The organism is Frondihabitans sp. 762G35 (assembly GCF_002074055.1).
Taxonomy (GTDB): domain Bacteria; phylum Actinomycetota; class Actinomycetes; order Actinomycetales; family Microbacteriaceae; genus Frondihabitans.
In genome coordinates, this window is sequence record NZ_CP014619.1 from 2359463 (window position 1) to 2386060 (window position 26598).

Here is a 26598-nt window from a genome sequence, read left to right on the forward strand (position 1 = left end):
TACTGCGGGGGCCGAGTGCCGTCGAAGGCCGCCGGAAGTGCGGTCCGCGTCTAGCGCGACCGCCGCGCCGCCATCGCCGCCCGCAGCAGGTCGGTCATCACCGTGCCGCGCGAACCTGCGTCCTCCGGGTGCCACTGGACGCACCAGACGGGCGCCTCCTCGTGCTCGAGCGCCTCGACCGTGCCGTCGTCGGCGCGCGCCACGATCCGGAGCCCCGCCCCGGGTCGGTCGACGGCCTGGTGGTGGGAGCTGCGGACGTCGAACTCGGTCGCGCCGAGGACGCGGGCGAGAGAGCTCCCCGCTTCAACCACGACGCGGTGGTCGATCATGCTGTCGGCCGGATCGGCCGCGTTGACGTGGCCGTCGACCTCCAGGTGCTGGACGAGGTCGCCGCCCAGCGCGACGTTGACGAGTTGCATGCCCCGGCAAATGCCGACCAGCGGCAGCCCTTCCGCGACGGCTCGTCGGGTCACGTCGATCTGCGCTCGGTCGGCGTCCGGGAACGTCTGTCCGAGGTGCGGCTCGTCGGCTCGGCCACCGTAGAACGACGGATCGACGTCCTCCCCGCCCGTGATGACGACGGCGTCCGCCGCGTCGACACGCCGGGCCAGCTCGTCCGGGTCGACCTGGGCGGCGGGGACGCGGTCGACGGCGAAGCCGACCTCCTCCGCCGCGGCGACGACGCCCGCGGTGAGCCCCTGCAGTTCGACCTCGAAGGCGGGATCGTCGCGACCGCCGTCGGCGACGTCGACGACGAGCAGGAGGGGGCGCGAGGCTCCGGCGGCTTCGTTCACGGTGGGCACGGAGACATCGTGCCAGAAAGGCACGCCGAGGTCCGGCACTCGTCAGACCCGCGTGCGATCGACTCCCGTCCCGAGGAGTTCGCGCATCACCGGCAAGCTCCGCACGTTCTCGTGCACGATGTCGACCACGACGAGCGACCAGACGACGAGGCACGTGGCGAACAGGATCCTGCCGAGAGAACTCGGATCCCCGAAGAGATGACCGGTCGTGACGGCGATGGAGAGGGCGCCGGTGACGAGTGTGACCCGGTTCCTGCGAGCGCGGGACGCGCGCGCCTCGAGCCGCGGCCGCCAGACGGCCTCGGGGACGTCGTCGGGGATCCGCCGCGCCCGAAGCCACGCTCGGACCTCGACCACGGCGTACCGTCCGCCGTCGCGGTTCCACGTCAGGATCCGGCCCGAGGCGGCGGCGACCCCGCCGATGATCGCGAACGCGATGCACAGCGCGACGTTCGCCTCCGCGACGTGATCCACGAAGGTCAGCGGCAGCCCCGCGCCGAAGGCGGCCCCGAACACCGTGATCGCGACGAGCTGCAGCGTTCCCCGCAGGTCGCGCTCCCCCCGTAGATGCATGGCTCGAGAGTAATCCTCCCGGCGACGACCCGGCGGCCGTGAGGGTAGGTTGAGCGACATGAACAGCAGAGCAGGACGCAGCGTCCTCGTCGCCGTCGGAGTCGTCGCCGTGATCATCGGCGGTGTGTTCGCGGGTCAGGGTGCGAACCTGATCCCGGGCAGCACCATGACGGGCGACCCGAAGTGGTTCTACATCGGCCTGGTGATCGTCATCATCGGCATCGTCCTCGTCGTGCGGGGCCTCCGTCGCTCCGCGGGCGGTCGCGGCTGACCCGACGGCAGGATGCCCGGCAGGAGTCGCCCGTGACCACCCACGAGATCGACGCCTACCTGGCCACGGTTCGCCGGCCTCACCGACCCGCGTCGCCGTCCTCGGCGAGGTCGTGCGCCTCCTTCATCGCCTCGGCGTGCTCCGTCTTGCCCTCGGCGATGGTCTCGTCGTCGTGGCGCATCATGCCGAGGGCCTCGGTGATCCGGCCCCGCGCGGCTCGGACGAAGGTGCGGACGGTGGTGACCGTCTCGGCGTGATCGTCGGCGTCGTCGTGCCGGAACTCCCGGAGCACCCCGCCCTCGTCGTACTCGAGGGGCTGCTCGGCGTGCTCGACGCAGAGCTTCGCGACCTGCTCGGCGTGGGCGTGCATGACGGAGTGCGCGGCGCCCGGCATCTCCCAGAGGCGCGACGACGGCAGGAGCTCCCCGACTCGCTTCGTCCAGTCCCGCGGAGCCACCCGGTCGAACTCCCCGCGGATGACGAGCGTGTCCGCCTTCACGTGCGGCAGCGCCCGCTCGATCGGGAAGCGCATCATCTTCGGCAGGATCCGGGAGAACCACTTCGGCCCGCAGAACAGGTACGCGGACAGGGCGAGGAGCTTCACGCGCCCCGGCTCGTGGCGGGCCGCCTGGAGGAAGCGCAGCGCCTGCCGCCCCACGCTCCTCTCGCGCGGGTTGATGACGGGCCCGATCAACACCACGGTCGTGAGCTCCGGCCGGCGGGCGACGAGGTCGACGACCACCTGCGTGCCCATGGAGTGGCCGACGACGACGGGGTCATCGAGGTCGAGTTCGTCGATGACCCGTCCGACGAGGTCGGCGTACTGGCGGATCGACAGGGCGTCGTCGGGATGCGGCACACCGGCGAACCCGGGGAGGTCGAGCGCGTGCACGGGGCCGAACTGGTTGAGGTTCGGTGCGAGCCGCTCGAAGTAGTTGCTCGCCACCCCGATCCCCGGGACGAGGACGAAGGGTCGGGTCCCGCTGTCGCCGATGGTGCTGACGCGGACGTAGACGTCGTCGGCCAGCACGCGCCGGACGGTGACGTCGGTGGAGTTGCGGGTGGCCATCTCTCCAGTGTGGCAGGGCTCTCGACGCGACCCGCTCGATCCTGCGAGGGACGCACGAAAGTCGGTGTTGACTTAACGAACTATCACGATATATCTTTGACCTATCGGAACGGCGCAGCGGCCGATCCGATCCCCCCAACTCGACCACATCGAAAGGAGTACCTCATGGGTACCCACAACCACCACGATTTCCCTGAGAACCACGACGACCACGCGGGCCACGGCGCCCGCTTCCGCGGTCCCGGCGCTGGCTTCGGCATGCGCGGCCGCGGCGGCTTCGGCCCCGGCTTCGGTCCGGGCGCCGGCTTCGGCGGCTTCGGCCCGGGCTTCGGTCCCGGCTTCGGCCCCGGCCGCGGCGGTCGGGGGCGCGCCCGCAAGGGCGACGTCCGCCTCGCCATCCTCTCGCTGCTCTCCGAGCAGGCGTCCAACGGCTACGGGCTGATGAAGTCCATCGCCGAGCGCACCGACGGCGCCTGGCGCCCCAGCCCCGGATCCGTCTACCCGACGCTCTCGCAGCTCGTCGACGAGGGCCTGATCGCCGAGTCCGGCGAGGGTCGCCAGTCGACCTTCGACCTCACCGAGGCGGGTCGCGCCTACGTCGCCGAGCACGGCGAGGAGATCGCCAAGGCCTGGTCCGACGCCACGGCCGACGGCGAGCACCGCGGCGACGAGTTCCTCGGCAGCTCGATGAAGCTCGCCGGCGTCCTCAAGCAGTTCCACTTCGACGCGACCCCCGAGCAGCGCGCTCAGGCCACCGCCAAGATCGACGAGCTGCGCCGCGCGCTCTACACGATCCTCGCCGACTGACGTCGATCGCTTCCCGGGCCCCGCTCGACTCCGGTCGGGCGGGGCCTTCCCGTACCCCGTTCGGCGTTCTCTCCGTTAACCGTTATCGCGCCGTCACCGGATGGTCAGACTCCCGATAGCGGATGCACCGAGAGTCGACAGGTGACCACCTCCCTCCGCGCGGCCCCGACGCGGGCCGATCCCCGGCCCACCCGGCGGGAATCGCGGCGGGGCAGGATCCGGGCCACGGCGCTCGAAGGGACCGGGATCGCCGTCGCCACCGCGCTCGGCCTCCTCGCGATGGCGCACCTCGTGCTGAGCGCGCGCTCGGCCGTCCTCTTCCACAGCGGCGACTCGCTCCTGATGCCCCTCATCGACCGGTCGATCCGCGAGGGGCAGCCGTTCGACTGGGCGATGTCGTCCGTGCTGTTCTTCGTGCCGGAGCTCCCCGTCTACCTGGGTGTCGCCGCAGTCACGCCGAGCGTGCAGGCCGCCCTCGTCGTGAGCGGCGTCGTCACACTCGTGGCCCTCTACGCCCTCCTGCGGGGACTGTCAGGGGTCGTCGGCCGAGCGTTCGGCAGGGGCTCGCGCATCCTGCTGGCCCTGCTCCCCGTCGTCGGCCTGACGATGCTGAGCCTCCTCGAGCACACGGCGGACCGCGCCAGCTTCGAACTCGTGTCGCTCTTCCTCACGACCGACTACTACTACGGCACCACGCTCGCCTTCGTCGGCGTCGTCGCTCTCCTCGTCGCCCTCGCGCGAGCGGGGGACGGCAAGGGCCAGGGCGACGGCAGGAGACGCGGTCGGATCGCCGTCGCGCTCCTCCTCGTCGGGGCGGCCGCGACGTTCGACAACCCTCTGGCGATCGTCTGGGCGATCGTCCCCGCCCTGGCCGCCCTGGCCCTCCTGACCGCCCTGCGCCGGCTGCCGCGCGCACTCGCCGTCGGCGGGGCGATCGTCCTCGTCGCCGGAACAGGCCTCGGGTACGTCGCGCGGCTGCCGTTCGCCCACCTCTTCGCCAACCGGATCGGCGACTACTTCCGGTTCTCGCGGATCCCGCTCTCGCTCGCGTATTACGTGCGGGAGTACTTCCTGACGGCGTCGAGCTGGCAGGGAGCCGCGGAGATGGCCCTCCTCACGGCCGGCGTCTTCGGCACCGTCGCGGTCACTGTCGTGGCTCTGGCGCGGCGCTGGCCGCTCGCGACCACGCTCGGCCTCGTCGTCGTGTCCGCGTCGATGGTCGTCACGCCGGCCGTGGCGATCCTGTCGGGCTCGCTGGCGACGCGCTACCTCATGCCGCTGTTCTTCGGGCCGGCCGCCGCGACCGTGATCGTCGCGGCCCACGTGCTCCTGCACCTCCCCCGCGCGATCGGCAGGCCGCTCCCCCGTCCCGACGGCCGGCTCGTGGCACAGGTGACAGCCCTCGCCCTCGTCGCCTCGGCACTGATCGCAGGAGCCTCCGGGCGCGCGCTCACGACGGCGCCCGCGACCCGTGTCGTCGCCGGCCGCACCTGCGTCGAGAACTGGATCGGAGGGCGTGACGTCACCGGAGCCGGCACCTTCTGGACCGTCCGCGCGCTGCAGACCTACGGCGACCGCTCCGTGCGCCTCCTGCAGATCACGGGCGCCTACAAGGCGAGCATCTGGCTCGACGACGCGGCGACGTACCGCGGCCAGACGATCTCGTACCTGCTCGTCGACTCGGCCACGAAACTCGCGTCGTCGCCGCTGACGATGCTGGGGCGGCCGGCCCGCGTCGTGCACTGCGCTCCGTACACGATCCTCGACTACTCCCACACCCGCGGCGGAGACGTGCTCACCGATCGCGTCGCGGATTCCGCAGCACAGCAGCTCGCCGAACGCAAGCGTCGCACCTGAGCGGACACCCGGGATCGGCTGGGAGTACCGTCCACTTCGCCGCGGCCGAGGGTGCCGCGGTGAACGGAGAGACGCATGTCGAGTCAGACCACGACGGACCGGGCCGGGAGCCCGGGAGGACCCGTCAGGAGCCTCGTCCCCGCGAGGATGGACCGCCTGCCCTGGACCCGGTTCCACTGGTCGGTGATCGTCGGGCTCGGGATCTCCTGGGTGCTCGACGGCCTGGAGATCCAGATCGTGGCCTCCAACGGCTTCGCCGAGGAGTTCGGCATGTCGGCCGGAGCCGTGGGCTGGCTGGGCACCACCTACCTCATCGGCCAGGTCGTCGGGGCGATCGTCTTCGGGCGCCTCTCCGACAAGCTCGGCCGCAAGAAGCTCTTCATCCTGACGCTCGTCATCTACCTCGTCGGCAGCGGCGTCGCCGGTCTCTCGCCGGCGATCTGGTTCCTCTTCGTCTTCCGCTTCGTCGCGGGGCTCGGGATCGGCGGCGAGTACGCGGCCATCAACTCGGCCATCGACGAGCTGATCCCGTCGAAGTACCGCGGCCGGGTCGACATCGCGATCAACGGCACCTACTGGGGCGGTGCCGCCCTGGGTGCGGCAGCGAACATCTTCTTCCTCAACCACGCGCTCTTCGACGTGAACATCGGGTGGCGCCTCGCGTTCTTCATCGGACCGGTGCTGGGGATCCTGATCATCTTCCTGCGCCGCAACATCCCGGAGAGCCCGCGCTGGCTGATGACCCACGGATTCGAGAAGGAGGCCGAGGCCACCGTCGACGACATCGAGGCGCGTGTCCGCCGCGAGGGCGGCACGATCGACCCGGTCGACGAGACGCTCGCCATGGAGGTCAAGGCCACCGACAGCGTCCCCTTCCGCACGATCGCGCACGTGCTGCTCCGGAAGTACCCGAAGCGGACCCTCGTCGGCGCGACGATGATGATCACGCAGTCGTTCCTCTACAACGCGATCTTCTTCACCTACGCGCTGGTCCTGACGAACTTCTACGGGTTGAACACGAGCAACGTGCAGTACTTCTTCTTCCCCTTCGCGATCGGCAACCTGATCGGCCCGCTCGTGCTGGGACCGCTCTTCGACACCATCGGCCGGCGCAAGATGATCTTCAGCACCTACGTCATCTCCGGCCTCGTCCTGGCGGTCTCCGCGGCGCTCTTCCACGCCGACCTCCTCACGGCGACGACGCAGACGGTGTTCTGGTGCGTGGCGTTCTTCTTCGCCTCGGCGGGAGCGTCGTCGGCCTACCTGACGGTGAGCGAGATCTTCCCGCTCGAGATCCGGAGCCAGGCGATCTCGTACTTCTTCGCCCTGGCGCAGATCTTCGGCGCCATCGCCCCGGCCCTCTACGGCGCCCTCGTCGGCGACGGGACCGACCGCAACCCGCTCACGGCCGGCTACTACCTCGGCGCCGGCATCATGATCGTCGGGGGTGTCATCGCCCTGATCTTCGGAGTCGACGCCGAGCGGCGCTCCCTGGAGTCGATCACGGAGCCGCTCTCCGTCGTGAGGAAGTAGGCCGGATTCAGAGCGTGCCGTCGACGCTCACGCGCGGCTCGACGCCCTCGAGACCGGGGCCGAGGCCGATGTCGACCAGGCGGATCCTGCCGGCGAGCCCCGAGGCGGGTGCCAACAGGAGCCCCGCCTTAACCGCCCCGAACGTCACCGTCACCAGGGCCGGGAGCACGCACGGGTCCGGCACCGAGCCGTCGTCGGAGTCGATGCCCGACGGCAGATCGACGGCGACGACGCCGGGAGCCCCGGCAATGCGGCGGAGCACCGACGGGCGCAGGGTCTCGACGACCTCGCGCGATCGGCCGCGGAGGGCGGGAGACGAACCCGACCCGATCCCGAGGATCCCGTCGACGATCACGTCGATCCCCTCGGCGAGCGCCGCGAACGCGTCGGAGCCGACCTCCGCCTCCCGGCTGGCGACGTCGACGCCCGCGGCCGCGGCGGCGGCCAGTCCCGCCTCGTGCACTCGCAAACCCGTCGTCAGGAGCCGCACATCGACCCCTCGTGACGCCAGCGACGCCGCGGCGAAGAGCGCGTCGCCGCCGTTGTCTCCCGAGCCGGCGAGGACGAGCACGGCGCCGGGGTCCGAGCCGCGCCGGGCGAGCACCGAGCGGATCTCGTCGGCGAGCGCCATCGCCGCCCGCTCCATCAGCCGCTCGCCTCGTGCGAGGAGCGGCGCCTCCGCCGCGCGGACCTGGTCTGCCGTGTACCCGAGGATCATTCCCGAATCATGCACCCGTCGGCTGCGGGCCTCCGTGGTCCTTGCCAGAATGGACGGGTGAGAGCGACCACCCGGAACCCCGTCGACGGCACCGAGATCGCCTACGAGGTGGGCGGCGAGGGCGAACCGCTCCTCCTGGTCCACGGCTCGGGCCTCTCCAAGGGCACCTGGCGCGGGCTCGGCTACCTCCGCGACCTCGAGCGCGACTTCACCGTCGTGAGTCTCGACCTGCGGGGTCACGGCCGGAGCGGCAAACCGCACGACGCCGCGTCCTACCGCCCGGAGCTGTTCGTCGGCGACGTGGACGCCGTGCTCGACGCCGAGGGCCTCGGGCCGGTCCACTACGTCGGCTACTCGTTCGGCGCCCGCATCGGGCTCCGCGTCGCCCTCGAGGAGCCGGAGCGGCTCCGCACCCTCACCACCATCGGCGGCTCCTACGGCGACATGAGCCAGGCGATCTCGGAGACCTTCTTCCCGGGCTGGCAGGAGGCGCTGCGCTCCGGGGGCATGGACGCCTTCGTCGACGGCTGGTCGGCGCACCGGGGCCGACCCGTCGATCCGGCGACAGCCCTGGCCTTCCGGCAGAACGACCCCGCGGCCCTCCTCGCCTACTTCGAGGCGATCGAGGGCGAGGAGAGCCTCGGCATGGCCGCCACGGCGTCGATCGCCGTGCCGACGCTCCTCCTCGCGGGCACCGACGACACCCGACGGTACGAGCAGTCGCAGGAGGCGGCGAAGCGGATGCCGCACGGGCGCTTCTTCGAGCTCGTCGGGCAGGACCACGGGTCGTCGCTCCTGCCGGTCGACGAGGTCACCGACCTCGTGCGGACCTTCCTCGAGCTCGTTGCGGCCACCCGCGCGGCGCGCTGACGGCGAACCGTCAGCGGACGTTGGCCGCGCGTTAATCGGCGGGGCCTACCGTCGGCGCATGGCCGCGCACCTCACGTTGCTGGACCGCCCCGCGGGGGCGCCCTCGCCCCTCACCTCCGAGTCGGAGGTGCACTTCCTCTGCGTGGGCCGCGACCGCTGGAGCATCTACGACCGGCGGCTCGATCCGGCCGACCCGGCGGCGTTCCTCGGCCGCCTGCAGCGCATCGCGGGTCTCTTCGAGGTGACGTTCGCGGATCCTGCCCGCCCTCGCGTCTGGTGCGTCAGCCTCGCCGCGTCCCGCGCCGAGTTCGTCGACCGGCGGGTTCCCGGGCGGCCCCGCCTCCGCCTCGTCTGACGGTCGACAGGCCGACGGGGCGTGGCGCCGGAGCGCACCGTGGGCCAGGCTGGAGGGGATGACTCTCGAACAGGACCCCCACCTCGCCTCCCTCGCCGCCTTCATCCGGGCCTCGCCGTCGTCGTATCACGCGGCCGCCGAGGCCGCCCGTCGCCTCGGGGCGGCCGGATTCCAGGGGCTGAGCGAGCTCGACGAGTGGCCCGCGGGCCCCGGCCGCTACTTCGTCGTCCGCGACGGCGCCGTCGTCGCCTGGGTGACGCCGGCGTCCGCGAGCGCGACCACGCCGTTCCGGATCGTCGGCGCGCACACCGACTCCCCCTCCTTCAAGCTCAAGCCGAACCCGGACGCAGGAGCCTCGGGCTGGCAGCAGGCGGGCGTCGAGGTGTACGGCGGTCCCCTCTTCAACTCCTGGCTCGACCGCGACCTCGAGTTCGCGGGTCGCCTGGTCACCCGCGACGGGGTGTCCCACCTCGTGCGCACCGGACCGGTGCTGCGCTTCCCGCAGCTCGCGGTCCACCTCGACCGCGGGGTCAACGGCGAGGGCCTGAAGCTCGATCCGCAGCGGCACCTCCTGCCCGTCGTCGGCGTGGACGGCGACTCGGGGCGCGACGTCCTGGCGGCGCTGGCCGACCGGGCCGGGGTCGATGCCGGGGACGTGCGGGGGCACGACGTGTTCGTTGCCGACACCGCGGCTCCCGCTCTCCTCGGGTTCGACGGCGAGCTGTTCGCCGCGTCGCGGATGGACAACCTGACGAGCGTCCACGCGGGGCTCGAGGCCCTGATCCTCGCCGGCGACGACGCTGTCGAGGGGGCACCCGTCGCCGTCCTCGCGGCCTTCGACCACGAGGAGGTCGGCTCCACGTCGACCTCGGGGGCGAGCGGGCCGTTCCTGGCCGACGTCCTGACCCGGATCTCGGCCGGACTCGGCGCCTCGGAGACCGAGCGCCTGCGCGCGTTCGCCGCGTCGTGGTGCCTCTCGTCCGACGCGGGGCACGCCGTCCACCCCAACTACCCGGAGCGGCACGACCCGCAGAACCGACCGCTGCCGAACCGCGGCCCGCTCCTCAAGCTGAACGCGAATCAGCGCTACGCCTCGGACGGTCCGGGGGCGGCCGAGTGGGCGCGCTCCTGCGAACAGGCGGGCGTGCCGTGGCAGCCGTTCGTGTCGAACAACGGGGTGCCCTGCGGGTCGACCATCGGACCGCTGACGGCGACCCGGCTCGGGATCCGGACAATCGACGTCGGCGTGCCGCTGCTCTCGATGCACTCGGTGCGCGAGCTCTGCGGCGTGGACGACCCGCGCAGTCTCGCGGGTGCCGCGCGGGCGTTCCTCCGCCCGGTCACCTAGCGGCGACGCCGGCGAGCGAGGCCGCCCGAGGGCGCCTCCGGCCACCCGTGAGACCGGACGGAGAGGGCGGTTGTCAAGCCCCCGCCTCCCGCTTGGCGTGTCCGCCGTGGTCTGCCATTCTCGGTGCATGTTCTGGTCGTCAGTGGTCCGCGAGGTCGAGGAGCGACGTCGATGACGGGCGCCTACGACCGCGATCCGCGGATTCCGCCGGCGCGGATCGATCGCCTGGGGAAGCACCGCAAGCTGTCGACCCACGTGCTGATGGCGCTGCCGGCGCCGGAGCCTGCGGAGGCCGTCCGACGGACCGCCGTTGAGGTTCCGCCGCGCGACGCCGGGCCGACCTACGAGGAGTTCCTCCGCATCGATCAGCCCGAGGCCGCCCCGTCCCACCGCACCGGCTGACGCCCGCCCGCCTCATCGAATTCCCGAAGCTTTCTCCCGTGCCGGTGAAGGCGACGTGAAGTATCCTCCGAATCGATGCTCTCGCATGGATGCGAGGAGTCGCCGCGCTGGGCGGCGACTCGAGGGAAGGGGAATCTCATGACGACGATCGACACGGATCCGCGGGGCCTGGCGGAGTTCGACCGGGGCGGGGCGAGCACCGCGAACAGCGACTACGACCCGGGGGTCCTCCGCGGGGTGTTCGAGTCGACCTTCACCTACGCCAACGGGGTCGAGCGGAACATCCACCGCTACGCCGCCCGGACCGCCCTCACCGACTCGGAGACCGGGCGGAGCTGGACCTACCGCGACCTCGGCGACGTCACCGGCAGGCTCGTCGCGGGTCTCGCCGCGCACGGCGTGGGGGTCGGCGACGTGGTCTGCTACCAGCTGATGAACCGGCCCGAGTTCGCGTTCCTCTACGTCGCGACCCAGGGCCTCCGGGCCGTGGGATCGCCCATGAACTTCCGGCTGGCGCCCGGCGAGACCGCCTACATCCTCGACGACTCCCGCCCCGCGGTCTTCGTCTTCGAGGCGGCCGACGCGGAGCAGATCGCGGAGGCGCTGGGGCTGGCCGAGCACCGGCCCGCCGTCCTCGTGGCGGTCGGCGGCGAGGACGTCTCCGCGGTCGAGGGGGCGCTCCGCTTCGACGACCTCCTGATCGACGGTGCCCCGCCCTTCCGCGCGCCGGAGGGCGCGAGCGTCTGGGACGAGACGACACGGCTGTACACCTCCGGCACCACGGGCCGCCCGAAGGCCGTCCCGCTGACGAGCCTGAACGAGGTCCTCACGGCGCACGACGTGATCATCAACATGTCGCTCACCCCGAAGGACAAGACCGTCAACATGTCCCCGTGGTTCCACCGCGGCGGGACCTACTGCGCCGGCCCGAACACCGTCTTCTACGTCGGCGCCGAGGCCGTGACGCTCCCCCGGTTCGACGCGGGGCTCCTCCTCGACCTGGTCGAGCGGAACGGGCTCACCTACGTCATCGGCGCCCCGACCAACCTCGAGCGACTTGCCGACGTGCAGGAGTCGACGCCTCGCGACCTCGCCACCCTCCGCGGCATCGTGACGATGGGCGCACCGTTCGAGCGGAACGCGGCCCTCCGCTACCAGCGCATCCTGACCCCCAACATCTCGAACGGCTACGGCACGACCGAGGCCTTCTGGAACACCTTCCTCCCCGGCGACGAGCTCACCGTCCACGCAGGAGCCGCGGGGCGCGCGAGCATCGACGACGACGTGGCCGTGGTCCGCGTCGGCGGCACGGGCCTCGGCGACCCGACCGACCACGTCGCCCGCGACGGCCGGGAGATCGGCGAGGTCGCCGTGCGCAGCGTGAAGTCCGGCTACACCTACCGGAACAACCCCGAGGAGGACGCCAAGAAGTTCCGCGACGGCTGGTTCTTCGCCGGCGACCTCGCGACGTGGAACGAGGACGAGGTCGTCACGATCGTCGGCCGCAAGGACGACATGATCATCTCCGGCGGCGAGAACATCCACCCGGTGCAGGTCGAGGAGGTGCTCGCCGTGCACGAGTCGGTGGCCGACTCCATCGTCTGCGGGCTGCCCGACGCGGAGTGGGGCCAGCTCGTCGTCGCCTACGTCGTGCTCCGGGGCGGCCGACCCGCCGATCCCCAGGCCGCAGCGGACGCCCTCGAGGCGTCCTGCCGCGCGAGCACCGCCCTGGCCGACTTCAAGAGGCCGAGGCTCTACGCCTTCGTCGACGAGCTCCCGTACACGACCACGGGCAAGAAGCAGCACTTCGTCCTCCAGGACGGGGCCGCCCGCGACGCCCGGGCGGGCCTGTTCGTCCGGCCGGGCCGGTGACGCTCGCAGAGTGAGTCCCTGAGGGGCACCCGGGTGGTACCTGGGGAGGATGCCCGGTGGAGCGGGCGCTCCCTAGCCTTGCCGACATGGAGCCACACGCATGATCCACGCCCAGAACCTCACCAAGCGCTACGGCGATCGCGCCGCCCTCGACGACGTCACCTTCGACGTCAAGCCCGGCCTCGTCACCGGCTTCCTCGGTCCGAACGGCGCCGGGAAGTCGACCACGATGCGCCTCATCGTCGGCCTCGACCGGGCCACCTCCGGCGACGTCACCGTCAACGGCCGCCACTACTCCGAGCACCGGTCGCCGCTCCGCGAGGTCGGCGTCCTCCTCGACGCGAAGGCCGTGCACCGCGGGCGCAGCGCCTTCGACCACCTCATGGCCATGGGAGCGACCCACGGCATCGGCCGCAAGCGCGTCGACGAGGTCATCGCGCTCACCGGGCTCGGCTCGGTCGCCAAGAAGCGCGTCGGCGGCTTCTCGCTGGGGATGGGGCAGCGGCTCGGCATCGCGGCGGCCCTCCTCGGCGACCCGGCCACCCTCATCCTGGACGAGCCCGTCAACGGTCTCGACCCCGAGGGCGTCGTCTGGGTCCGCAACCTGGCTCGCCACCTCGCTCGCGAGGGACGCACCGTCTTCCTGTCGTCGCACCTCATGAGCGAGATGGCGCAGACCGCCGACCACATCATCGTGCTGGGTCGCGGCCGCGTCATCGCCGACGAGCCCGTCGCGAGCGTCCTGGCCCGCGCCAAGGGCGACGGGGTCCGGGTGCGCACCCCTGACGTCGCGGCCCTCGCCCCGCTGCTCTCCACCGGCGGCGTGACCGTCACCGGCACCGAGGCCGACCTCCTCGAGGTGCGCGGTCTGGCCGCCGCACGCATCGGCGAGATCGCCGCCGGAGCCGGCGTCGTCCTCCACGAGCTCACCCCCCTCGCCGGCTCCCTGGAGGACGCCTACATGGCGCTCACCCAGGACGACGTCGAGTACCGCACCACCACCGCCCCCGAGGAGGCCCACGCATGACCGCCGCCACCACCACCGCGCCCCGCCAGGCGCACGCGACGCTGTCGCGCCTCACCTTCGGCGGCATCCTGCGCTCCGAGTGGATCAAGCTCCGCTCCCTGCGATCCACCTTCTGGTGCTACCTGTTCATCCTCGTGATCAACGTGGGCTTCGCCCTTCTCGTCTCGAGCCTGATCGGCGACACGACCGGTGGACAGCAGGGTCCCGGATCCCGCATCGCCACCACCGGCGGCGGGTCCGAGGCTCTGACCGTGATCACGGCGGGCCTCAGCCTCTCGGCCCTCCTGAGCGCCGTCCTCGGCGCCCTGATGATCACCGGCGAGTACGGCACCGGCATGATCAAGTCGACCTTCACGGCCGACCCGAAGCGCCTCGGCGCCCTCTTCGGCAAGGCCCTCGTCTTCGGCGTCGTCACCTTCGTCGTCGGATTCGTGTCGATGATCCTGGCGGCCCTGGTCGCGGCTCCCGGCCTCTCGAACGCGAAGGTCACCCTCGACTGGGGCGACTCGCAGGTCTGGCTCGCGCTCGTCGGCGGCACCGGCTACCTGGCCCTCGCCGGTCTCCTCGCCTACGGCCTCGGCGCGATCATCCGCAGCAGCGCCGGTGGGATCGCCGCGGGCATCGGACTCCTCTTCGTCGTGCCGATCGTGCTGCAGATCGTCACGAGCCTGACGCAGGCGAAGTGGATCCAGAACGTCTCGACCTTCCTCCCCGGCAACGCGGGCGGCAAGATCTACGCCTACGGCGGCGGGAAGGCGAGCGTCGTCGACGGTCTCGTGACGCTCGACGCGACGCAGGGGCTCCTCGTCATCGTCGGGTGGGTCGTGGTCGTCATGGCCCTCGCGACCCTGCTCGTGAAGCGCCGAGACGCCTGAGACCCGAGCGCCCCGAAGGCGCGACGTTCCGTGGAGGGCGCGACGATCCGTCGTTGCGTCCCACCCGGAGCGTCGCGCCTTCGTCGTCGGTGGCGAAAACGGCTCGATGAATTCACCTGCCGTGGTGTGTTCGTTCGCATCGATGCGCCACAATGTCTCCGTGACGAAGAAAATCGATACCGCTCTCAAGGAACTCACGAAGGCCCTGGAGAAGCACGCGCAGATCGTGGGTCTCAAGCCGGTTCCCCAGAAGAAGGCGGGCCGGGCCGCGGCCGAACTGCGGAGTGCGGCGGCGACCTACGCCAACATCGTCGAGGCGAAGACGGGTCAGACGAACCCGTTCATCGACTTCCTCGACGCCGCCACGATCGCGTCGCTCGTGCACGAGCGCGACGAGCTGGCAAAGCGGACGGCTGCCGAGAAGGCCGCCTCCGAGGGCTCCGCGACCCAGTAGCACTCGTTCGCGACGCATACGGGCTAGCGAGTCACGGCGGGACGGCTACGGACGCTCGTCGACGAACGCGATGAACCGGCTGCCGATGCCGTCGACCTCGCGACGGGCGAACCCGTCCGCGGGATCCGGCACCTGGTAGGGCGCGTGGTAGTCGCAGGCCAGGTAGGTCCACTCGGGCCACCACTTCTTCGGCCGAGCGTCCTCCGCGAACGAGCACACGACGCACTCGAGGTGGACCCAGACCTTCTTGGCGGACGTCCGGTTGGCGCGCGACTGCACGAGCCACGCCGGCGGATCCTGCTCGATGGCGCGCAGTTCGGCCTCGCTGAGGCGTGCCGGGATGCCGTGCCGATGGGCCATCTCGAGAGGGATGTCGAGGCGGAGAGCGGCGTCGCGGCGGGTGATCACGACGACAAGCCTAGGCGCCGAAAAAATCTTTCCGTCGAATGCTGGCCCGAAGGCGACAGACTGGTCTATGTTTTCGAACAGCGAGGTCACCGACCTCCCGGCATGTTGCGATCGTTATCTGGGAGCGATCGGCACCATAGAAGAATGTGCCGACGTTGCGTTGCCCCTAGATAAGGAACATCGATGTTCGACAAACGCTTCATCACCAACGCCATCAACCGCAGTGCGGAGACGTCGCTCGACCGACGCAAGTTCTTCGCCGCAGCCGGCGTCGCCGGCGTCGGAGCAGGCGTCACAGCGCTGGCCTCCGGCACCGCCGCTTCCGCTGCGACGGCAGCGGCATCCCCCGTCTCCGACGCCACCGTCCTCAACTTCGCCCTCAACCTCGAGTACCTCGAGGCCGAGTTCTATCTCCACGCCGTGTACGGCACCGGACTGCCCTCCTCGCAGACCGACGGAAGCGGAACCCTGGGCGGCGTCACGGGTGGCCGTGCCGTGCCGTGGAAGGACGCCAACCTCAAGAGCATCGCCACCGAGATCGCGAACGACGAGCGCGCTCACGTGAACTTCCTCCGGACCGCACTGGCCGGATCGAAGGTCTCGCGCCCGGCGATCGACCTCAAGTCCAGCTTCACCGCGGCCGCCATGGCCGCCGGTCTCATCAAGGCGGGCCAGACCTTCGACCCGTTCGCCAGCCAGGAGAACTTCCTGCTCGGCGCCTTCATCTTCGAGGACGTGGGGGTCACGGCCTACAAGGGCGCGGCGCCGCTCATCACGAACTCGACGTACCTCAGCGCTGCGGCCGGCATCCTGTCGGTCGAGGCGTACCACGCGGGCATCATCCGCACGAGCCTGTTGAACCTGGGCCTCGCGGTCCCGGCCGACAAGATCGCCGTGGCCCGTGACCGTCTCGACGGCACCGGCCGCTTCGAGTACGGCCCCACCACGAACCACGTGATCGACCTCGTCCCGACCGACTCCAACGGAATCGTCTTCGGCCGCACCCCGGCACGCGTCCTCAACATCGCGTACCTGACCCCGAACGCCGCGACCAAGGGCGGGTTCTTCCCGGCCGGCGTCAACGGCGACATCAACGCGAGCGGCGCCCCCGGCGACCCGACCGCGTAGAGCGAACGCAGGATGCCCGGGGAGCGGTCGGCCCCGGGCATCCTGCCGTTAAGCCGGTCCTCCGAGGGCGTCGGTCAGAGCCACTTGCGACTCCGGAAGACGGCGTAGAGGATGACGCCCATGAGGATCATCAGGCCGATCGCGAACGGATAGCCGAAGCGCCAGTGGAGCTCGGGCATGGTCTCGAAGTTCATGCCGTAGATCGACGCGACGAGGGTCGGTGCGAAGAGGATCGCCGCCCAGGACGAGATCTTCTTCACCTCCTCGTTCTGCTGGATCCCCTGGTCGGTCTGCCGTCGCGTCACGATCGTCGCGTGGACCGTCAGCGCGTTGTCGAGGATGGCCCGGAACGAGGCCACCCGCTCGACGATGAGCAGCGTGTGGTCGAGCACGTCGCGGAGCGAGCGCTGCAGCTCGAGGTCGACGCCGTACTTCTCCGAGCCGCGCTGCAGGCCCTCGAGCATCTTGACGAGCGGCACAACGGCGCGCTGGAAGTTGATGACCTCGCGGGAGAGGTTGTAGATGCGCTCCGACAGCCCCGTGCTCTCCTCGACCGTGAAGAGGTCGTTCTCGATCTCGTCGATGTCGTTCTCGAGCCCGGCGATGACCGGCTCGTACTCGTCGACGACCTGGTCGAGGATCGCGTAGAGGACCGCCTCCGGCCCCTGAGCGAGGAGGTCGGGGTTGTCCTCCATCCGCTTGCGGACCCGCATGAGGTCGGGCGACTCGGCGTGCCGGATCGTCACGACGAACCCGGGCCCCAGGAAGATGTGGAGCTCGCCGAACTCGACGGTCTCCTCGCTGTCGACGTAGCGGGCCGGACGCAGCACGGCGAAGAGGATCTCGTCGTACCGCTCGAGCTTCGCCCGCTGGTGGCCGAGCAGGGCGTCCTCCACCGCCAGGGGGTGGAGCTCGAACTCCGCCGCGACGGAGCGGATCTCGGCCGGGCTGGGGCGGTAGAGGCCGATCCAGCCCATCCCGTCGTTCTCGCGCATGAGGCGGTAGGTCTCGTCGAGGCTCCGGGGATTCTCGATCCGTGTTCCGGCGACGTAGACGCCGTTGTCGATCAGGGGCATGACCGCAGGATGCCCGCCCCAGGTGAACAGGTCAACTCCGACCTCCGCCCCGACTCCACGACACGCCGCTCCCTTTCGCCGCAACACGCGAATCGTGGAGCCCCGCGGGGCCTAGCGTGGGCACATGAGCCACGCGACGGACGGCGTCTGGGTGCTCGACCTCGACGACGAGCTGCTCCGCGCCGCGACGGACCCGGGGTGGCTCGACGCCTCCGAGGTCGCCCGCGCCGAGCGGCTGCGCGACCCGGCCGCCTCGAGACGGTACGTCACGGCGCACGCGACCCTGCGGCTCCTGCTGGCCGAGGCCTCCGGCACGGGGCCCGATGCGGTGCTCCTCCTGCGAGCGCCCTGCGTCGCCTGCGGCGAGCCGCACGGCCGACCCTTCGCACCGAACGCCCCCGACTTCAGCCTGTCGCGGAGCGGCCGGTTCGCCGCCGTCGCCCTCGGTGGGGCGCAGGATGCCCGGGTCGGCGTCGACCTCGAGGTCCGAGACCCCCGCGCCTCTCTCGAGCCGCTCCGCGCCGACGTCCTCGCGCCCGGCGAGACGTCGCACGACCTCCTCCGGACCTGGGTGCGGAAGGAGGCGCTGCTCAAGGCGTCCGGCGAGGGGCTCACCCGGCGGATGACGACGATCCGCGCGGACGACCCGGCCGTGCGCGACCTCGACACGGCCGGCCTCGGCCTGACCGAGGGAGGGGCGGGCACGGCAGGCGGGACGGATCGGGCCGGCGACCCGGTCGACCTCGTCGCGGCCGTCGTCGGGGTCGCGGCGCCGGTGGCCCTGTTCACCGGCGCGTCACGGGCGTCCACTAGGGTGCGTCAGCCGATGCCCCTCGCTCCGTCCCGGGAAAGTGACGCATGACCGACACCGACACCTCACCCGCTCTGCCGGGCCTCCTCGCGGGATCGTCGAGGACGCCCGCGCCCCGCACGCTCGTCGAGGTGTTCGGCGAGACGGCCGGGGAGTTCCCCGAGGCGTCGGCCCTCGAGGACGAGGAGGGCGCTCTCAGCTATCGGGAGCTCGCCGCGCGGGTGCGCGCCGCTGCGTCGGCCCTGACGCGCGCCGGCGTGCGGCCGGGAGACCGGGTCGGCGTGCGGATGCCGTCGGGCGACCGGTACCTCTACATCGCGATCCTCGCCGTGCTCCACGCGGGAGCGGCCTACGTGCCCGTGGACGCCGACGACCCCGAGGAACGCGCGGACCTCGTCTTCACCGAGGCGGCCGTCGTCGGCGTCGTCGGTGCGGGCGGCGTGTTCCGGCCGGGCGGCCGCCCCGACGAGGCGACGCGACTCTTCGCCGCCGCCCCGGCGTCGCCGGCCGCAGCCCCGACCGAGCCGCCGCCCCTCGACTCCGACGCCTGGATCATCTTCACCTCGGGCTCGACGGGGACCCCGAAGGGCGTCGCCGCGAGCCACCGCTCCGCCGCGGCCTTCGCCGACGCGGAGGCGCGCCTCTTCCTGCGCGGCGACGACGTCGACCCGCTCGGCCCGGGCGACCGCGTCCTGGCCGGTCTCAGCGTCGCGTTCGACGCCTCGTGCGAGGAGATGTGGCTGGCCTGGCGGAGCGGCGCCTGCCTCGTGCCGGCGCCCCGCTCGCTCGTCCGGACGGGCGCCGACCTCGGACCGTGGCTCGTCCTCCACGGCATCACGGTCGTCTCGACGGTCCCCACCCTCGCCGGCCTCTGGCCGGCCGAAGCGCTCGACAGCGTCCGCCTCCTGATCTTCGGCGGCGAGGCGCTCCCGCCGGAGATCGTCGACCGCGTCGCGACCGACGGCCGCGAGGTCTGGAACACCTACGGACCCACCGAGGCGACCGTCGTGACCACCGGGTCCCGCGTCACGCCCGGCGAGACCGTCCGCATCGGACTCCCCCTCGACGGCTGGGACGCGGCCGTGGTCGACGCGGACGGCCGACCGGTCGGCGACGGCGAGGTCGGCGAGCTGATCATCGGCGGCGTCGGGCTGGCCCGCTACCTCGACCCGGCCAAAGACAGCGAGAAGTACGCGCCGCACGAGGGCCTCGGCTGGGCGAGGGCCTACCGCTCCGGCGACCTCGTCCGCTTCGAGCGCGAGGGTCTCGTCTTCCAGGGGCGCGCCGACGACCAGGTGAAGGTCGGCGGCCGCCGGATCGAGCTCGGCGAGATCGAGGCGGCCCTGCTGGGCCTCGACGGCGTGGCAGGAGCCGCGGCGGCGGTCCGCACGACGGCCGCCGGCAACCACGTCATCGTCGGCTACCTCGCGACCCCCGATTCCTCGTCGTTCGATCGGGTCCTGGCGCTGGCCCGTCTCCGCGAGGAGCTCCCGGCGGCCCTCGTGCCGCTGATCGCCGTCGTCGAGGGCGACCTGCCGACGAAGACCTCCGGCAAGATCGACCGCGACGCTCTGCCGTGGCCCCTGCCCGCCGCGGGTCCGTCCGAGGACGACGCGGGGCTCTCCCCCGACGAGACGGCCCTCGCGGCCGACTGGCAGGCCGTGCTCGGTCTCCCCGTCGACGACCGGGACGCGAACTTCTTCGACCTCGGGGGCGGCTCCCTGGCCGCCGCGCAGCTCGTGGCCCGCATCCGCGCCCGGGATCCCGAGTTCACCGTCGCCGAGATCTACTCGCACCCGCGCTTCGGTGCCATGTCCGACGCCCTGGCGCTCCGCGTCGGGACGACCGCCGGCCCGCGCGACGACTACCACCGCGCGGTGCCGGTGCCGCGTCGGATGCAGTGGCTGCAGACGGTGCTCGGCCTGCCGCTGCACATCCTCAGCGGGGTGCGGTGGGTGACGTACGCGCTCACGGCCTCGTGGCTCCTGCGGAGCGCGACCGGGTTCGACGCCCTGCCTGCCGTGAGCCCGTGGCTCCTGCTGGTGCTCGTCGTGGTGTTCGTGACGCCGTTCGGGCGCATGGCGATCTCGGTCGTCTTCGCCCGGGCGCTCCTCCGGGGCGTCGAGGCGGGCGACCACCCGCGCGGCGGCGGCGTCCACCTGCGGCTCTGGCTCGCGGAGCAGGTCGCCCTGCAGATCGGAGCGGTCGGGCTGGCCGGAGCCCCGTGGATCAGCTATTACGCCCGCGCGCTCGGCGCCCGGATCGCCCCCGACGTCGACCTGCACTCGCTCCCGCCGGTGACCGGCCTCCTCCGGATCGGGCGCGGCGCGTCCATCGAGCCCGAGGTCGACCTGTCCGGCTACTGGATCGACGGCGACGTCGTCCGGATCGGGGCGGTCCGCATCGGTGCCGGGAGCACCGTCGGGATGCGCTCGACGCTGCTCCCCGGCACGCGCATCGGCAAGAACGCCTCCATCGCCCCCGGATCCGCCGTCTTCGGACGGGTCCGCTCCGGGCAGGAGTGGGCCGGCTCCCCCGCCGCCCGCGTCGGGAGGAACCGGGCCTGGTGGCCCGTCGATCGGCCGCGCCCCGCCCGACGCTGGCTCGTCGCCTACGGCCTGTCGTCGGTCGCCCTGTCGCTCCTGCCGATCGCATCGCTCGCGGCGGGAGGTGCCGTCCTCGCCGTCGGGATCCACGACGCGCCGTCGCTCGCCACGGCCTTCGGTCGGGCCGTCGCTCTCGTCGTGCCCGCCACGCTCCTCGCCGGGTTCACCGCGGCCGTCCTCGTCGTGGCGGCCGTCCGCCTCCTCGCCCTCGGCGTCACCGAGGGCACCTTCCCGGTGCGGTCGCGCGTCGGCTGGCAGGTCTGGAGCACCGAGCGACTCCTGGACCTCGCCCGCACCTTCCTGTTCCCCCTCTACTCGAGCCTCTTCACGCCCGTCTGGCTGCGGCTCCTCGGGGCGCGGGTCGGCCGCGACGTCGAGGCCTCGACGGTGCTGCTCCTACCGTCGATGACGACGATCCGCGACGGCGCGTTCCTCGCCGACGACACCCTCGTCGCCTCCTACGAGCTCGGGGGCGGCTACCTCCGCGTCGCCCGGGCCGAGATCGGGCAGCGCGCCTTCCTCGGCAATTCGGGCATGACCGGGCCGGGACACACGGTGCCGCGAGACGGTCTCGTCGCCGTCCTCTCGGCCGCCCCGCGGAAGTCGAAGGCCGGATCCTCGTGGCTGGGCTCCCCCGCCGTCCGTCTCCGCCGCACCGTCGCCGTCGCCGACGAGGCGCGCACGTTCCGACCGCCGGCCTCGATCCGCGCCGCCCGCATCCTCTGGGAGCTCTCCCGCGTCGTCCCGGTCGTCATCGGCTGCCTCCTCGGGCTGACGCTGGTCTTCGCCCTGCTCGCCCTCACCGCGCTCCTCGGCCCCGGGTTCACGATCCTCGTCTCCGGCGCCGTGATGCTCGCCGTCGGGGCCGTCGCCGCGCTCCTGGCGACGGCGGCCAAGTGGGCGCTGGTCGGCAGGATCCGCGTGTCCGAGAAGCCTCTCTGGTCGAGCTTCGTCTGGCGCAGCGAGGTCGCCGACGTCTTCGTCGAGCTGATCGCCGCCCCCTGGTTCGCGCAGCCCGCCGCGGGCACACCCGCCCTCGTCTGGTGGCTCCGGTCGCTCGGGGCGTCGATCGGCCGGGGCGTCTGGACCGACAGCTACTGGCTCCCCGAGGCCGATCTCGTGCGCCTCGGCGACGGAAGCTGTGTCAATCGGGGCTGCGTCGTGCAGACGCACCTCTTTCATGATCGAATCATGAGCATGGACACCGTCACCCTCGACGCCGGAGCCACCCTCGGCCCGCACAGCGTCGTCCTGCCCAAGGCCACGATCGGGGCGTACGCGACCGTCGGGCCCGCCAGCCTCGTGATGCGGGGCGAGGGCGTCCCCGTCGGCAGCAGATGGTCCGGCAACCCCATCGGGCCGTGGCGCGAGGTCCGCGTCGCCGACTATCACGCCGCCGCCGAGTGACCACCGCCTACCTCCCCGACTCGGGGAACGAGGGCTACCGCACGCTCTCCTACGACCTCGATCTCGCCTACCGGGTCGCCACGAACCGCCTCGACGCGACCGCGACGATCCGCATGGTCGCGACCGCCGACCTCAGACGGTTCTCGCTCGACCTCGTGCGGCTGCGCGCCTCGAAGGTCCGCGTCGACGGCACGAAGGCCGCCCGCTACACCCAGTCGACGGCGAAGCTCGTCGTGACTCCGGAGCACCCCGTGGCGGCCGGCGAGGAGTTCGTCGCCACCGTCGACTACTCCGGCGCCCCCGCCCCGCGCTCGAGCGCCTGGGGCACGGTCGGCTGGGAGGAGCTGACCGACGGCGTCATCGTCGCGGCTCAGCCGAGCGGCGCACCGACCTGGTTCCCCTGCAACGACGACCCGGGCGACAAGGCGACGTACCGGATCCGGGTCACGACCGAGCAGCCGTACGCGGTCGTCTGCAACGGGGTCCTCGCGGGCCGCACGATCCGTTCCGGCCGGACAACCTGGGAGTACGAGCAGTCGCAGCCGACGTCGACCTACCTCGCGACGGTGCAGATCGGACGCTACGAGCTGGTGCCCGTGGCACTCGGCGACGTCCCGGGGGTGCTCGCCGGGCCTCCTGCGCTCCGCTCCCGGATCGGGCACGACTTCGGGCGGCTCCCCGACATGATGGCGTGCTTCGAGGAGCGCTTCGGCCCCTACCCGTTCGACGGCTACGCGGTCGTGGTGACCGAGGACGACCTCGAGATCCCCCTCGAGGCCCAGGGCCTCGCGATCTTCGGCGCCAACCACGCCGACGGCCGGTCGTCGTCGGAGCGCCTCGTGGCGCACGAGCTCGCGCACCAGTGGTTCGGCAACAGCGTCGGTCTCGCCCGGTGGCAGGACATCTGGCTCAACGAGGGCTTCGCCTGCTACGCCGAATGGATCTGGTCCGAGGCGGCCGGCGGCCCCTCGGCGGCCACGATCGCCCGGGACACCCGCTCGCGTCTCTCGCGCCTGCCGCAGGACCTGGTGGTCGGTGACCCCGGGCCGGCGAAGCTCTTCGACGACCGCGTCTACAAGCGCGGCGCACTGACCCTCCACGCGATCCGCCTCACGGTGGGCGACGACGCGTTCTTCGAGATCCTGCGGACCTGGACGATCCGCAACCGGCACGGCGTCGTGACGACCGAGGACTTCGGCCAGCTCGCCGTCGAGGTGTCGGGAGACGGCGGCCTGCCCGGCCTGCTCGACGCCTGGCTGACCAGGAGGCCCCTGCCGGAGCTCCCCGACGTCAGGCGCTGACGGCGCCCGGGTCGAGCACCTTCTCGAAGCAGAGCGAGAAGGGGATCGCGAGGACGTAGGGCTCGTACACCGGGATGGGCGTGTAGCCGCTCCGCTGGTACAGCCGCACGGCATCCTGCTGTCGGTCGCCCGTCTGCAGGATGATCCGGCGCGCGCCGCCCTCGCGGGCCGCCCTCTCGAGCTCCGCCATGAGGAGGGCGCCGACCCCGCGCCCGCGCGCCGAGCGGTCGACGATGACGCGCTTCATCTCCCAGTCGCCCCGGAGGTCCTTGAGCGCGGCGTGCCCGATCGGCGTGCCGTCGGCCTCCACGATCAGCACCGTGGCGTGGACGAGAGCGGGATCGACGTAGAGGGCGTCGTCGATCCGCCGGCGCTGCTCGGGTGACGCGTCACCCTGCGCATCGGCGTAGAGGGCGCTCATCTCGACCTCCATCACGTCGCGGAGGGCGACGGCGCGCGGGTCGTCCCAGGCGACGCGGAGGGCGGTGGGAGCGGGCTGCTTGATCGAGGTCACCCCGACATTCTGCCGCGTCGCGCGCGGGCCGGCGCACGACCCCGCGCGTGACGTTTCGATGAACGCCCGCGGGTTCCTGAACGCGGAGGGTCCCCCGGCGGGTGACAATGTGCCTATGGAATCCGATCTGAGAATCGTCAGCTACAACCTCCGCGAGCACCTCGCGATCGGGGAGCTGACCGCTCTCGTCACCGCCCACGAGATGGACGTCCTCTGCCTGCAGGAGTGCGACAGCACCGACATCCCCGACTCGATCGAGGGACTCACCCTGGCGGCGTCGACGAAGACCAACCGCCTGGGACTCGCGCTCTACTACCGCGAGGACCGCTTCGAGCTGCTCGGCACCAGCCTCTTCGCCCTCATGAAGTCGATGCACGACCGGGTCATGGCGCCCGCCCACGAACGCCTGCTGGCAGCGCGGCTGCGCGACCGGCGGACCGGCCAGGAGCTGATCGTGGCCGACTTCCACGCCGCTCCCCTCACCGCGACCAACGCGCTCCGGCGCAAGCAGATCGGCCTCGCCCACGAGAAGCTGCGCGAGCTCGCCGGCGGCGTCCCGACCGTCATGGTCGGCGATTTCAACTACCCGTGGTTCCGCAAGGGCCTCCAGAAGCACCTGCTCAAGACCGGCTACCAGCTCTCGATCACCGAGGAGCCCACCTACGCGCGTTCGGGCTTCAGCGGCCACTTCGACTTCGCCACCACCATGGGCATGAGGATCGCGAGCGTGCTGTCGCTCCCGCAGGGCAAGTCCGACCACCGCCCGATCCTCTTGCTGGCCAGCGTCGCCGCCTGAGCGCGGGCCGCGCCGACCGGCGAGTATTTTTCACTGGAGTGTTGCCGGTCTCCGGGTGATCTGATTAGTATGTTGATCACGCCACTGATCCGGCGGTGGCGGGAGTCCTTTTCGGGTAAGCGACTCCCGCCCTTTTTTCTGTCGTTTTTCTGCTGCATGACAGTTTCGTCTGCATGACAGCGTCCCCGGCGTGACAGCGGCCCTGCATGACAGCGTCCCCTGCATGACAGCGTGTGACGCTCTCCTTCGTCGGCGCAGGATGCTCGGCTAGCCTGCAGAGACGCCCCGAGCGCCGGCCCGGGCCCCCGTCAGAAAGCCGAGATGCCGCCATGTCCTCCTCCGAGTTCGACTTCGACACCCGTCAGATCCACGCTGGCACCGGAGTCGACGCGGAGTTCGGATCGCGGCTCACGCCGATCTACCAGACGGCGGGCTTCGTCTTCGACTCCTTCGCCGACGGGCAGGGGCGCTTCGACGGCACCGTCCCCGGCCAGGCCTACGCCCGGACCGACAACCCGACGAACGCCGCCGTCGCGAGGCGGCTGGCCGACCTCGAGGGCGGCATCGGCGGCCTCCTCACCGCGAGCGGCACCGCCGCGATCGCCCTGACCCTCAACGCCCTCGTCACGGCCGGAGACCACGTCCTGGCGACCGCGAGCCTCTACGAGGGCACGAAGACCCTCTTCGCCAACAGCTTCGGGCGCCAGGGCGTCGAGATCGAGCTGGTCTCCGCCGACGCGTCGGACGACGAGTGGCGGAGGAGGGTCCGCCCCACCACGAAGGCCCTCTTCACCGAGACGATCCCCAACCCCAAGAACGACGTCGTCGACCTCGAGCGCTTCGCCGGGATCGCCCACGCGGCCGGCATCCCCCTGATCGTCGACAACACGGTCGCCACGCCCTACCTCAACCGCCCCATCGAGCACGGCGCCGACATCGTCATCCACTCCACCTCGAAGTGGATCTCCGGCCACGGCGCGGTCCTCGGCGGCGTCGTCATCGACTCCGGGTCGTTCGACTGGGCCTCGCAGGAGACGCGCTACCCGCAGCTGACCCTCCCGAGCGCGCGCGGCCGCGCCTCCTTCGTGGAGCGGTTCGGCCGGTTCGCCTTCCTGACCTACCTCCGCAGCGTGACGGCCCTCGACTACGGCCCGACGCTGCCCCCGACCAGCGCGTTCATGATCCTGCAGGGCATCGAGACCCTTTCGCTCCGGATGGACCGCCACGTCGCCAACTCCCTCGCGCTCGCCCAGTGGCTCGAGCACCAGGAGAACGTCACGAGCGTCGACTACCCCGGTCTCGTCCAGAGCCCGTACTACGCCCGGGCCCAGAAGTACCTGCCCAAGGGCGCCGGAGCCGTCGTCACGTTCGAGCTCGCGGGAGGCGTCGAAGCGGCCAGGGCCTTCATCGACTCGCTGCAGCTCATCAGCAAGATGACGCACCTCGGAGACGTCCGGACCCTCGCGATCCACACCGGTTCGACGATCCACGGGCACCTCACCGAGGAGGAGCGCCTCGCCATCGGCATCACGCCCGGCACGATCCGCCTCTCCGTCGGGCTGGAGAGCGTCCGCGACCTGCGGCACGACCTCGAGCGGGCCGTCGCGGCCGCAGCGGCCGCAGCGTCGGAGGCCGAAGTCGAAGCATCCCTCTCCGACGAGGCGGTCTCCGCGGCCTGACCGGCCCGGCCTTCTCCGGCCCGGCCCTCTCCGGGGCG

Annotated in this window: 25 protein-coding genes; 18 read left to right on the forward strand and 7 right to left on the reverse strand. The window is 71.6% G+C overall.

Going from position 1 to position 26598, the window contains the following annotated elements; translation table 11 throughout:
- Positions 1–50: 50 nt before the first annotated feature.
- Positions 51–803: a gamma-glutamyl-gamma-aminobutyrate hydrolase family protein gene (locus AS850_RS11245; protein WP_164088435.1), complete on the reverse strand. Its 753-nt coding sequence runs from the start codon at positions 801–803 to the stop codon at positions 51–53.
- 42 nt (positions 804–845) lie between these two features.
- Positions 846–1376 carry a hypothetical protein gene (locus AS850_RS11250; RefSeq protein ID WP_119869202.1) on the reverse strand — a complete coding sequence of 177 codons (531 nt, stop codon included), beginning with the start codon at positions 1374–1376 and terminating at the stop codon, positions 846–848.
- A gap of 58 nt (positions 1377–1434) precedes the next feature.
- On the opposite strand from AS850_RS11250, the gene AS850_RS11255 reads away from it, so the two are divergent.
- On the forward strand, positions 1435–1647 hold the full coding sequence (locus tag AS850_RS11255) for a hypothetical protein (protein WP_119869203.1): 213 nt from the start codon (positions 1435–1437) through the stop codon (positions 1645–1647).
- Between the two features lie 79 nt (positions 1648–1726).
- Here AS850_RS11255 and AS850_RS11260 read toward each other — a convergent pair whose 3' ends face one another.
- Complete coding sequence (locus AS850_RS11260) at positions 1727–2716, reverse strand: alpha/beta fold hydrolase (RefSeq protein WP_119869204.1); 990 nt, start codon at positions 2714–2716, stop codon at positions 1727–1729.
- Between the two features lie 165 nt (positions 2717–2881).
- On the opposite strand from AS850_RS11260, the gene AS850_RS11265 reads away from it, so the two are divergent.
- From AS850_RS11265 to AS850_RS11275, 3 genes are all read left to right on the forward strand, one after another.
- Complete coding sequence (locus tag AS850_RS11265; protein ID WP_119869205.1) at positions 2882–3523, forward strand: PadR family transcriptional regulator; 642 nt, start codon at positions 2882–2884, stop codon at positions 3521–3523.
- Between the two features lie 141 nt (positions 3524–3664).
- Positions 3665–5380 carry a hypothetical protein gene (locus AS850_RS11270; protein ID WP_119869206.1) on the forward strand — a complete coding sequence of 572 codons (1716 nt, stop codon included), beginning with the start codon at positions 3665–3667 and terminating at the stop codon, positions 5378–5380.
- A 75-nt stretch (positions 5381–5455) separates the two neighbouring features.
- On the forward strand, positions 5456–6913 hold the full coding sequence (locus AS850_RS11275; protein ID WP_335589168.1) for an MFS transporter: 1458 nt from the start codon (positions 5456–5458) through the stop codon (positions 6911–6913).
- A 7-nt stretch (positions 6914–6920) separates the two neighbouring features.
- On the opposite strand, the gene AS850_RS11280 is transcribed toward AS850_RS11275, so the two are convergent.
- The gene (locus AS850_RS11280) at positions 6921–7631 is read right to left on the reverse strand and encodes an NAD(P)H-hydrate epimerase (RefSeq protein WP_119869208.1); all 711 of its coding nucleotides are present in this window, start codon (positions 7629–7631) and stop codon (positions 6921–6923) included.
- Between the two features lie 57 nt (positions 7632–7688).
- Here AS850_RS11280 and AS850_RS11285 point away from each other — a divergent pair, with 57 nt between their 5' ends.
- The 8 genes from AS850_RS11285 to AS850_RS11320 all read left to right on the forward strand — a co-directional run bounded on the left by AS850_RS11285 (position 7689) and on the right by AS850_RS11320 (position 14834).
- Positions 7689–8501, forward strand: a complete 813-nt coding sequence (locus tag AS850_RS11285) for an alpha/beta fold hydrolase (RefSeq protein ID WP_164088437.1) — start codon at positions 7689–7691, stop codon at positions 8499–8501.
- A gap of 58 nt (positions 8502–8559) precedes the next feature.
- Positions 8560–8856, forward strand: coding sequence for a hypothetical protein (locus AS850_RS11290; protein ID WP_119869210.1), 297 nt, complete (start codon positions 8560–8562; stop codon positions 8854–8856).
- A gap of 58 nt (positions 8857–8914) precedes the next feature.
- A complete protein-coding gene (locus tag AS850_RS11295) occupies positions 8915–10204 on the forward strand; it encodes a M18 family aminopeptidase (RefSeq protein ID WP_119869211.1) in 1290 nt (429 codons plus the stop codon).
- Between the two features lie 171 nt (positions 10205–10375).
- Positions 10376–10606 carry a hypothetical protein gene (locus tag AS850_RS11300; protein WP_119869212.1) on the forward strand — a complete coding sequence of 77 codons (231 nt, stop codon included), beginning with the start codon at positions 10376–10378 and terminating at the stop codon, positions 10604–10606.
- A gap of 138 nt (positions 10607–10744) precedes the next feature.
- Positions 10745–12478 (forward strand): class I adenylate-forming enzyme family protein, encoded by a 1734-nt coding sequence (locus AS850_RS11305; RefSeq protein WP_119869213.1) that lies wholly within the window; start codon positions 10745–10747, stop codon positions 12476–12478.
- A gap of 100 nt (positions 12479–12578) precedes the next feature.
- Entirely contained in the window at positions 12579–13505 is a 927-nt protein-coding gene (locus AS850_RS11310; RefSeq protein WP_119869214.1) for an ABC transporter ATP-binding protein, read from the forward strand.
- Positions 13502–14380, forward strand: coding sequence for an ABC transporter permease (locus tag AS850_RS11315; RefSeq protein WP_119869215.1), 879 nt, complete (start codon positions 13502–13504; stop codon positions 14378–14380). The genes AS850_RS11310 and AS850_RS11315 overlap by 4 nt, the downstream gene beginning before the upstream one ends.
- Positions 14381–14540: 160 nt before the next feature.
- Complete coding sequence (locus AS850_RS11320; protein ID WP_119870273.1) at positions 14541–14834, forward strand: hypothetical protein; 294 nt, start codon at positions 14541–14543, stop codon at positions 14832–14834.
- Positions 14835–14879: 45 nt separating this feature from the next.
- On the opposite strand, the gene AS850_RS11325 is transcribed toward AS850_RS11320, so the two are convergent.
- Positions 14880–15242, reverse strand: a complete 363-nt coding sequence (locus tag AS850_RS11325) for a hypothetical protein (RefSeq protein ID WP_119869216.1) — start codon at positions 15240–15242, stop codon at positions 14880–14882.
- 183 nt (positions 15243–15425) lie between these two features.
- Here AS850_RS11325 and AS850_RS11330 point away from each other — a divergent pair, with 183 nt between their 5' ends.
- Positions 15426–16370, forward strand: coding sequence for a ferritin-like domain-containing protein (locus tag AS850_RS11330; RefSeq protein WP_119869217.1), 945 nt, complete (start codon positions 15426–15428; stop codon positions 16368–16370).
- A 74-nt stretch (positions 16371–16444) separates the two neighbouring features.
- Here the strand turns inward: AS850_RS11330 and corA are convergent, their stop codons facing one another.
- The gene (corA, locus tag AS850_RS11335; protein WP_119869218.1) at positions 16445–17446 is read right to left on the reverse strand and encodes a magnesium/cobalt transporter CorA; all 1002 of its coding nucleotides are present in this window, start codon (positions 17444–17446) and stop codon (positions 16445–16447) included.
- Between the two features lie 124 nt (positions 17447–17570).
- Between corA and AS850_RS16545 the strand changes: the two genes are divergently transcribed.
- The 3 genes from AS850_RS16545 to AS850_RS11350 are packed head-to-tail and all read left to right on the forward strand — an operon-like array spanning position 17571 to position 23571.
- The gene (locus AS850_RS16545; RefSeq protein WP_164088438.1) at positions 17571–18308 is read left to right on the forward strand and encodes a 4'-phosphopantetheinyl transferase family protein; all 738 of its coding nucleotides are present in this window, start codon (positions 17571–17573) and stop codon (positions 18306–18308) included.
- Complete coding sequence (locus AS850_RS11345; RefSeq protein ID WP_119869220.1) at positions 18305–22270, forward strand: Pls/PosA family non-ribosomal peptide synthetase; 3966 nt, start codon at positions 18305–18307, stop codon at positions 22268–22270. The genes AS850_RS16545 and AS850_RS11345 overlap by 4 nt, the downstream gene beginning before the upstream one ends.
- Positions 22267–23571: a M1 family metallopeptidase gene (locus AS850_RS11350; protein ID WP_236940690.1), complete on the forward strand. Its 1305-nt coding sequence runs from the start codon at positions 22267–22269 to the stop codon at positions 23569–23571. Before AS850_RS11345 ends, AS850_RS11350 begins: the two co-directional genes overlap by 4 nt.
- Here the strand turns inward: AS850_RS11350 and AS850_RS11355 are convergent.
- Positions 23561–24085 (reverse strand): GNAT family N-acetyltransferase, encoded by a 525-nt coding sequence (locus tag AS850_RS11355; RefSeq protein WP_236940691.1) that lies wholly within the window; start codon positions 24083–24085, stop codon positions 23561–23563. The two genes, AS850_RS11350 and AS850_RS11355, sit on opposite strands and share 11 nt — an antisense overlap.
- Positions 24086–24200: 115 nt before the next feature.
- On the opposite strand from AS850_RS11355, the gene AS850_RS11360 reads away from it, so the two are divergent.
- Positions 24201–24881, forward strand: a complete 681-nt coding sequence (locus AS850_RS11360) for an endonuclease/exonuclease/phosphatase family protein (RefSeq protein WP_119869222.1) — start codon at positions 24201–24203, stop codon at positions 24879–24881.
- A gap of 329 nt (positions 24882–25210) precedes the next feature.
- Positions 25211–26560: an O-acetylhomoserine aminocarboxypropyltransferase/cysteine synthase family protein gene (locus AS850_RS11365; protein WP_236940692.1), complete on the forward strand. Its 1350-nt coding sequence runs from the start codon at positions 25211–25213 to the stop codon at positions 26558–26560.
- Positions 26561–26598 lie beyond the last annotated feature (38 nt).

Excerpts from the sequence above, each read along its gene's own strand:
- AS850_RS11280 (WP_119869208.1), bottom strand. The coding sequence starts at position 7,631 with ATGATCCTCGGGTACACGGCAGACCAGGTCCGCGCGGCGGAGGCGCCG.
- AS850_RS11305 (WP_119869213.1), top strand. The coding sequence starts at position 10,745 with ATGACGACGATCGACACGGATCCGCGGGGCCTGGCGGAGTTCGACCGG.
- AS850_RS11290 (WP_119869210.1), top strand. The coding sequence starts at position 8,560 with ATGGCCGCGCACCTCACGTTGCTGGACCGCCCCGCGGGGGCGCCCTCG.
- AS850_RS11275 (WP_335589168.1), top strand. The coding sequence starts at position 5,456 with ATGTCGAGTCAGACCACGACGGACCGGGCCGGGAGCCCGGGAGGACCC.
- AS850_RS11295 (WP_119869211.1), top strand. The coding sequence starts at position 8,915 with ATGACTCTCGAACAGGACCCCCACCTCGCCTCCCTCGCCGCCTTCATC.
- AS850_RS11265 (WP_119869205.1), top strand. The coding sequence starts at position 2,882 with ATGGGTACCCACAACCACCACGATTTCCCTGAGAACCACGACGACCAC.
- AS850_RS11310 (WP_119869214.1), top strand. The coding sequence starts at position 12,579 with ATGATCCACGCCCAGAACCTCACCAAGCGCTACGGCGATCGCGCCGCC.
- AS850_RS11300 (WP_119869212.1), top strand. The coding sequence starts at position 10,376 with ATGACGGGCGCCTACGACCGCGATCCGCGGATTCCGCCGGCGCGGATC.
- AS850_RS11345 (WP_119869220.1), top strand. The coding sequence starts at position 18,305 with ATGACCGACACCGACACCTCACCCGCTCTGCCGGGCCTCCTCGCGGGA.
- AS850_RS11330 (WP_119869217.1), top strand. The coding sequence starts at position 15,426 with ATGTTCGACAAACGCTTCATCACCAACGCCATCAACCGCAGTGCGGAG.
- AS850_RS11250 (WP_119869202.1), bottom strand. The coding sequence starts at position 1,376 with ATGCATCTACGGGGGGAGCGCGACCTGCGGGGAACGCTGCAGCTCGTC.
- corA (WP_119869218.1), bottom strand. The coding sequence starts at position 17,446 with ATGCCCCTGATCGACAACGGCGTCTACGTCGCCGGAACACGGATCGAG.
- AS850_RS11260 (WP_119869204.1), bottom strand. The coding sequence starts at position 2,716 with ATGGCCACCCGCAACTCCACCGACGTCACCGTCCGGCGCGTGCTGGCC.
- AS850_RS11255 (WP_119869203.1), top strand. The coding sequence starts at position 1,435 with ATGAACAGCAGAGCAGGACGCAGCGTCCTCGTCGCCGTCGGAGTCGTC.
- AS850_RS11365 (WP_236940692.1), top strand. The coding sequence starts at position 25,211 with ATGTCCTCCTCCGAGTTCGACTTCGACACCCGTCAGATCCACGCTGGC.
- AS850_RS11315 (WP_119869215.1), top strand. The coding sequence starts at position 13,502 with ATGACCGCCGCCACCACCACCGCGCCCCGCCAGGCGCACGCGACGCTG.
- AS850_RS11360 (WP_119869222.1), top strand. The coding sequence starts at position 24,201 with ATGGAATCCGATCTGAGAATCGTCAGCTACAACCTCCGCGAGCACCTC.
- AS850_RS16545 (WP_164088438.1), top strand. The coding sequence starts at position 17,571 with ATGAGCCACGCGACGGACGGCGTCTGGGTGCTCGACCTCGACGACGAG.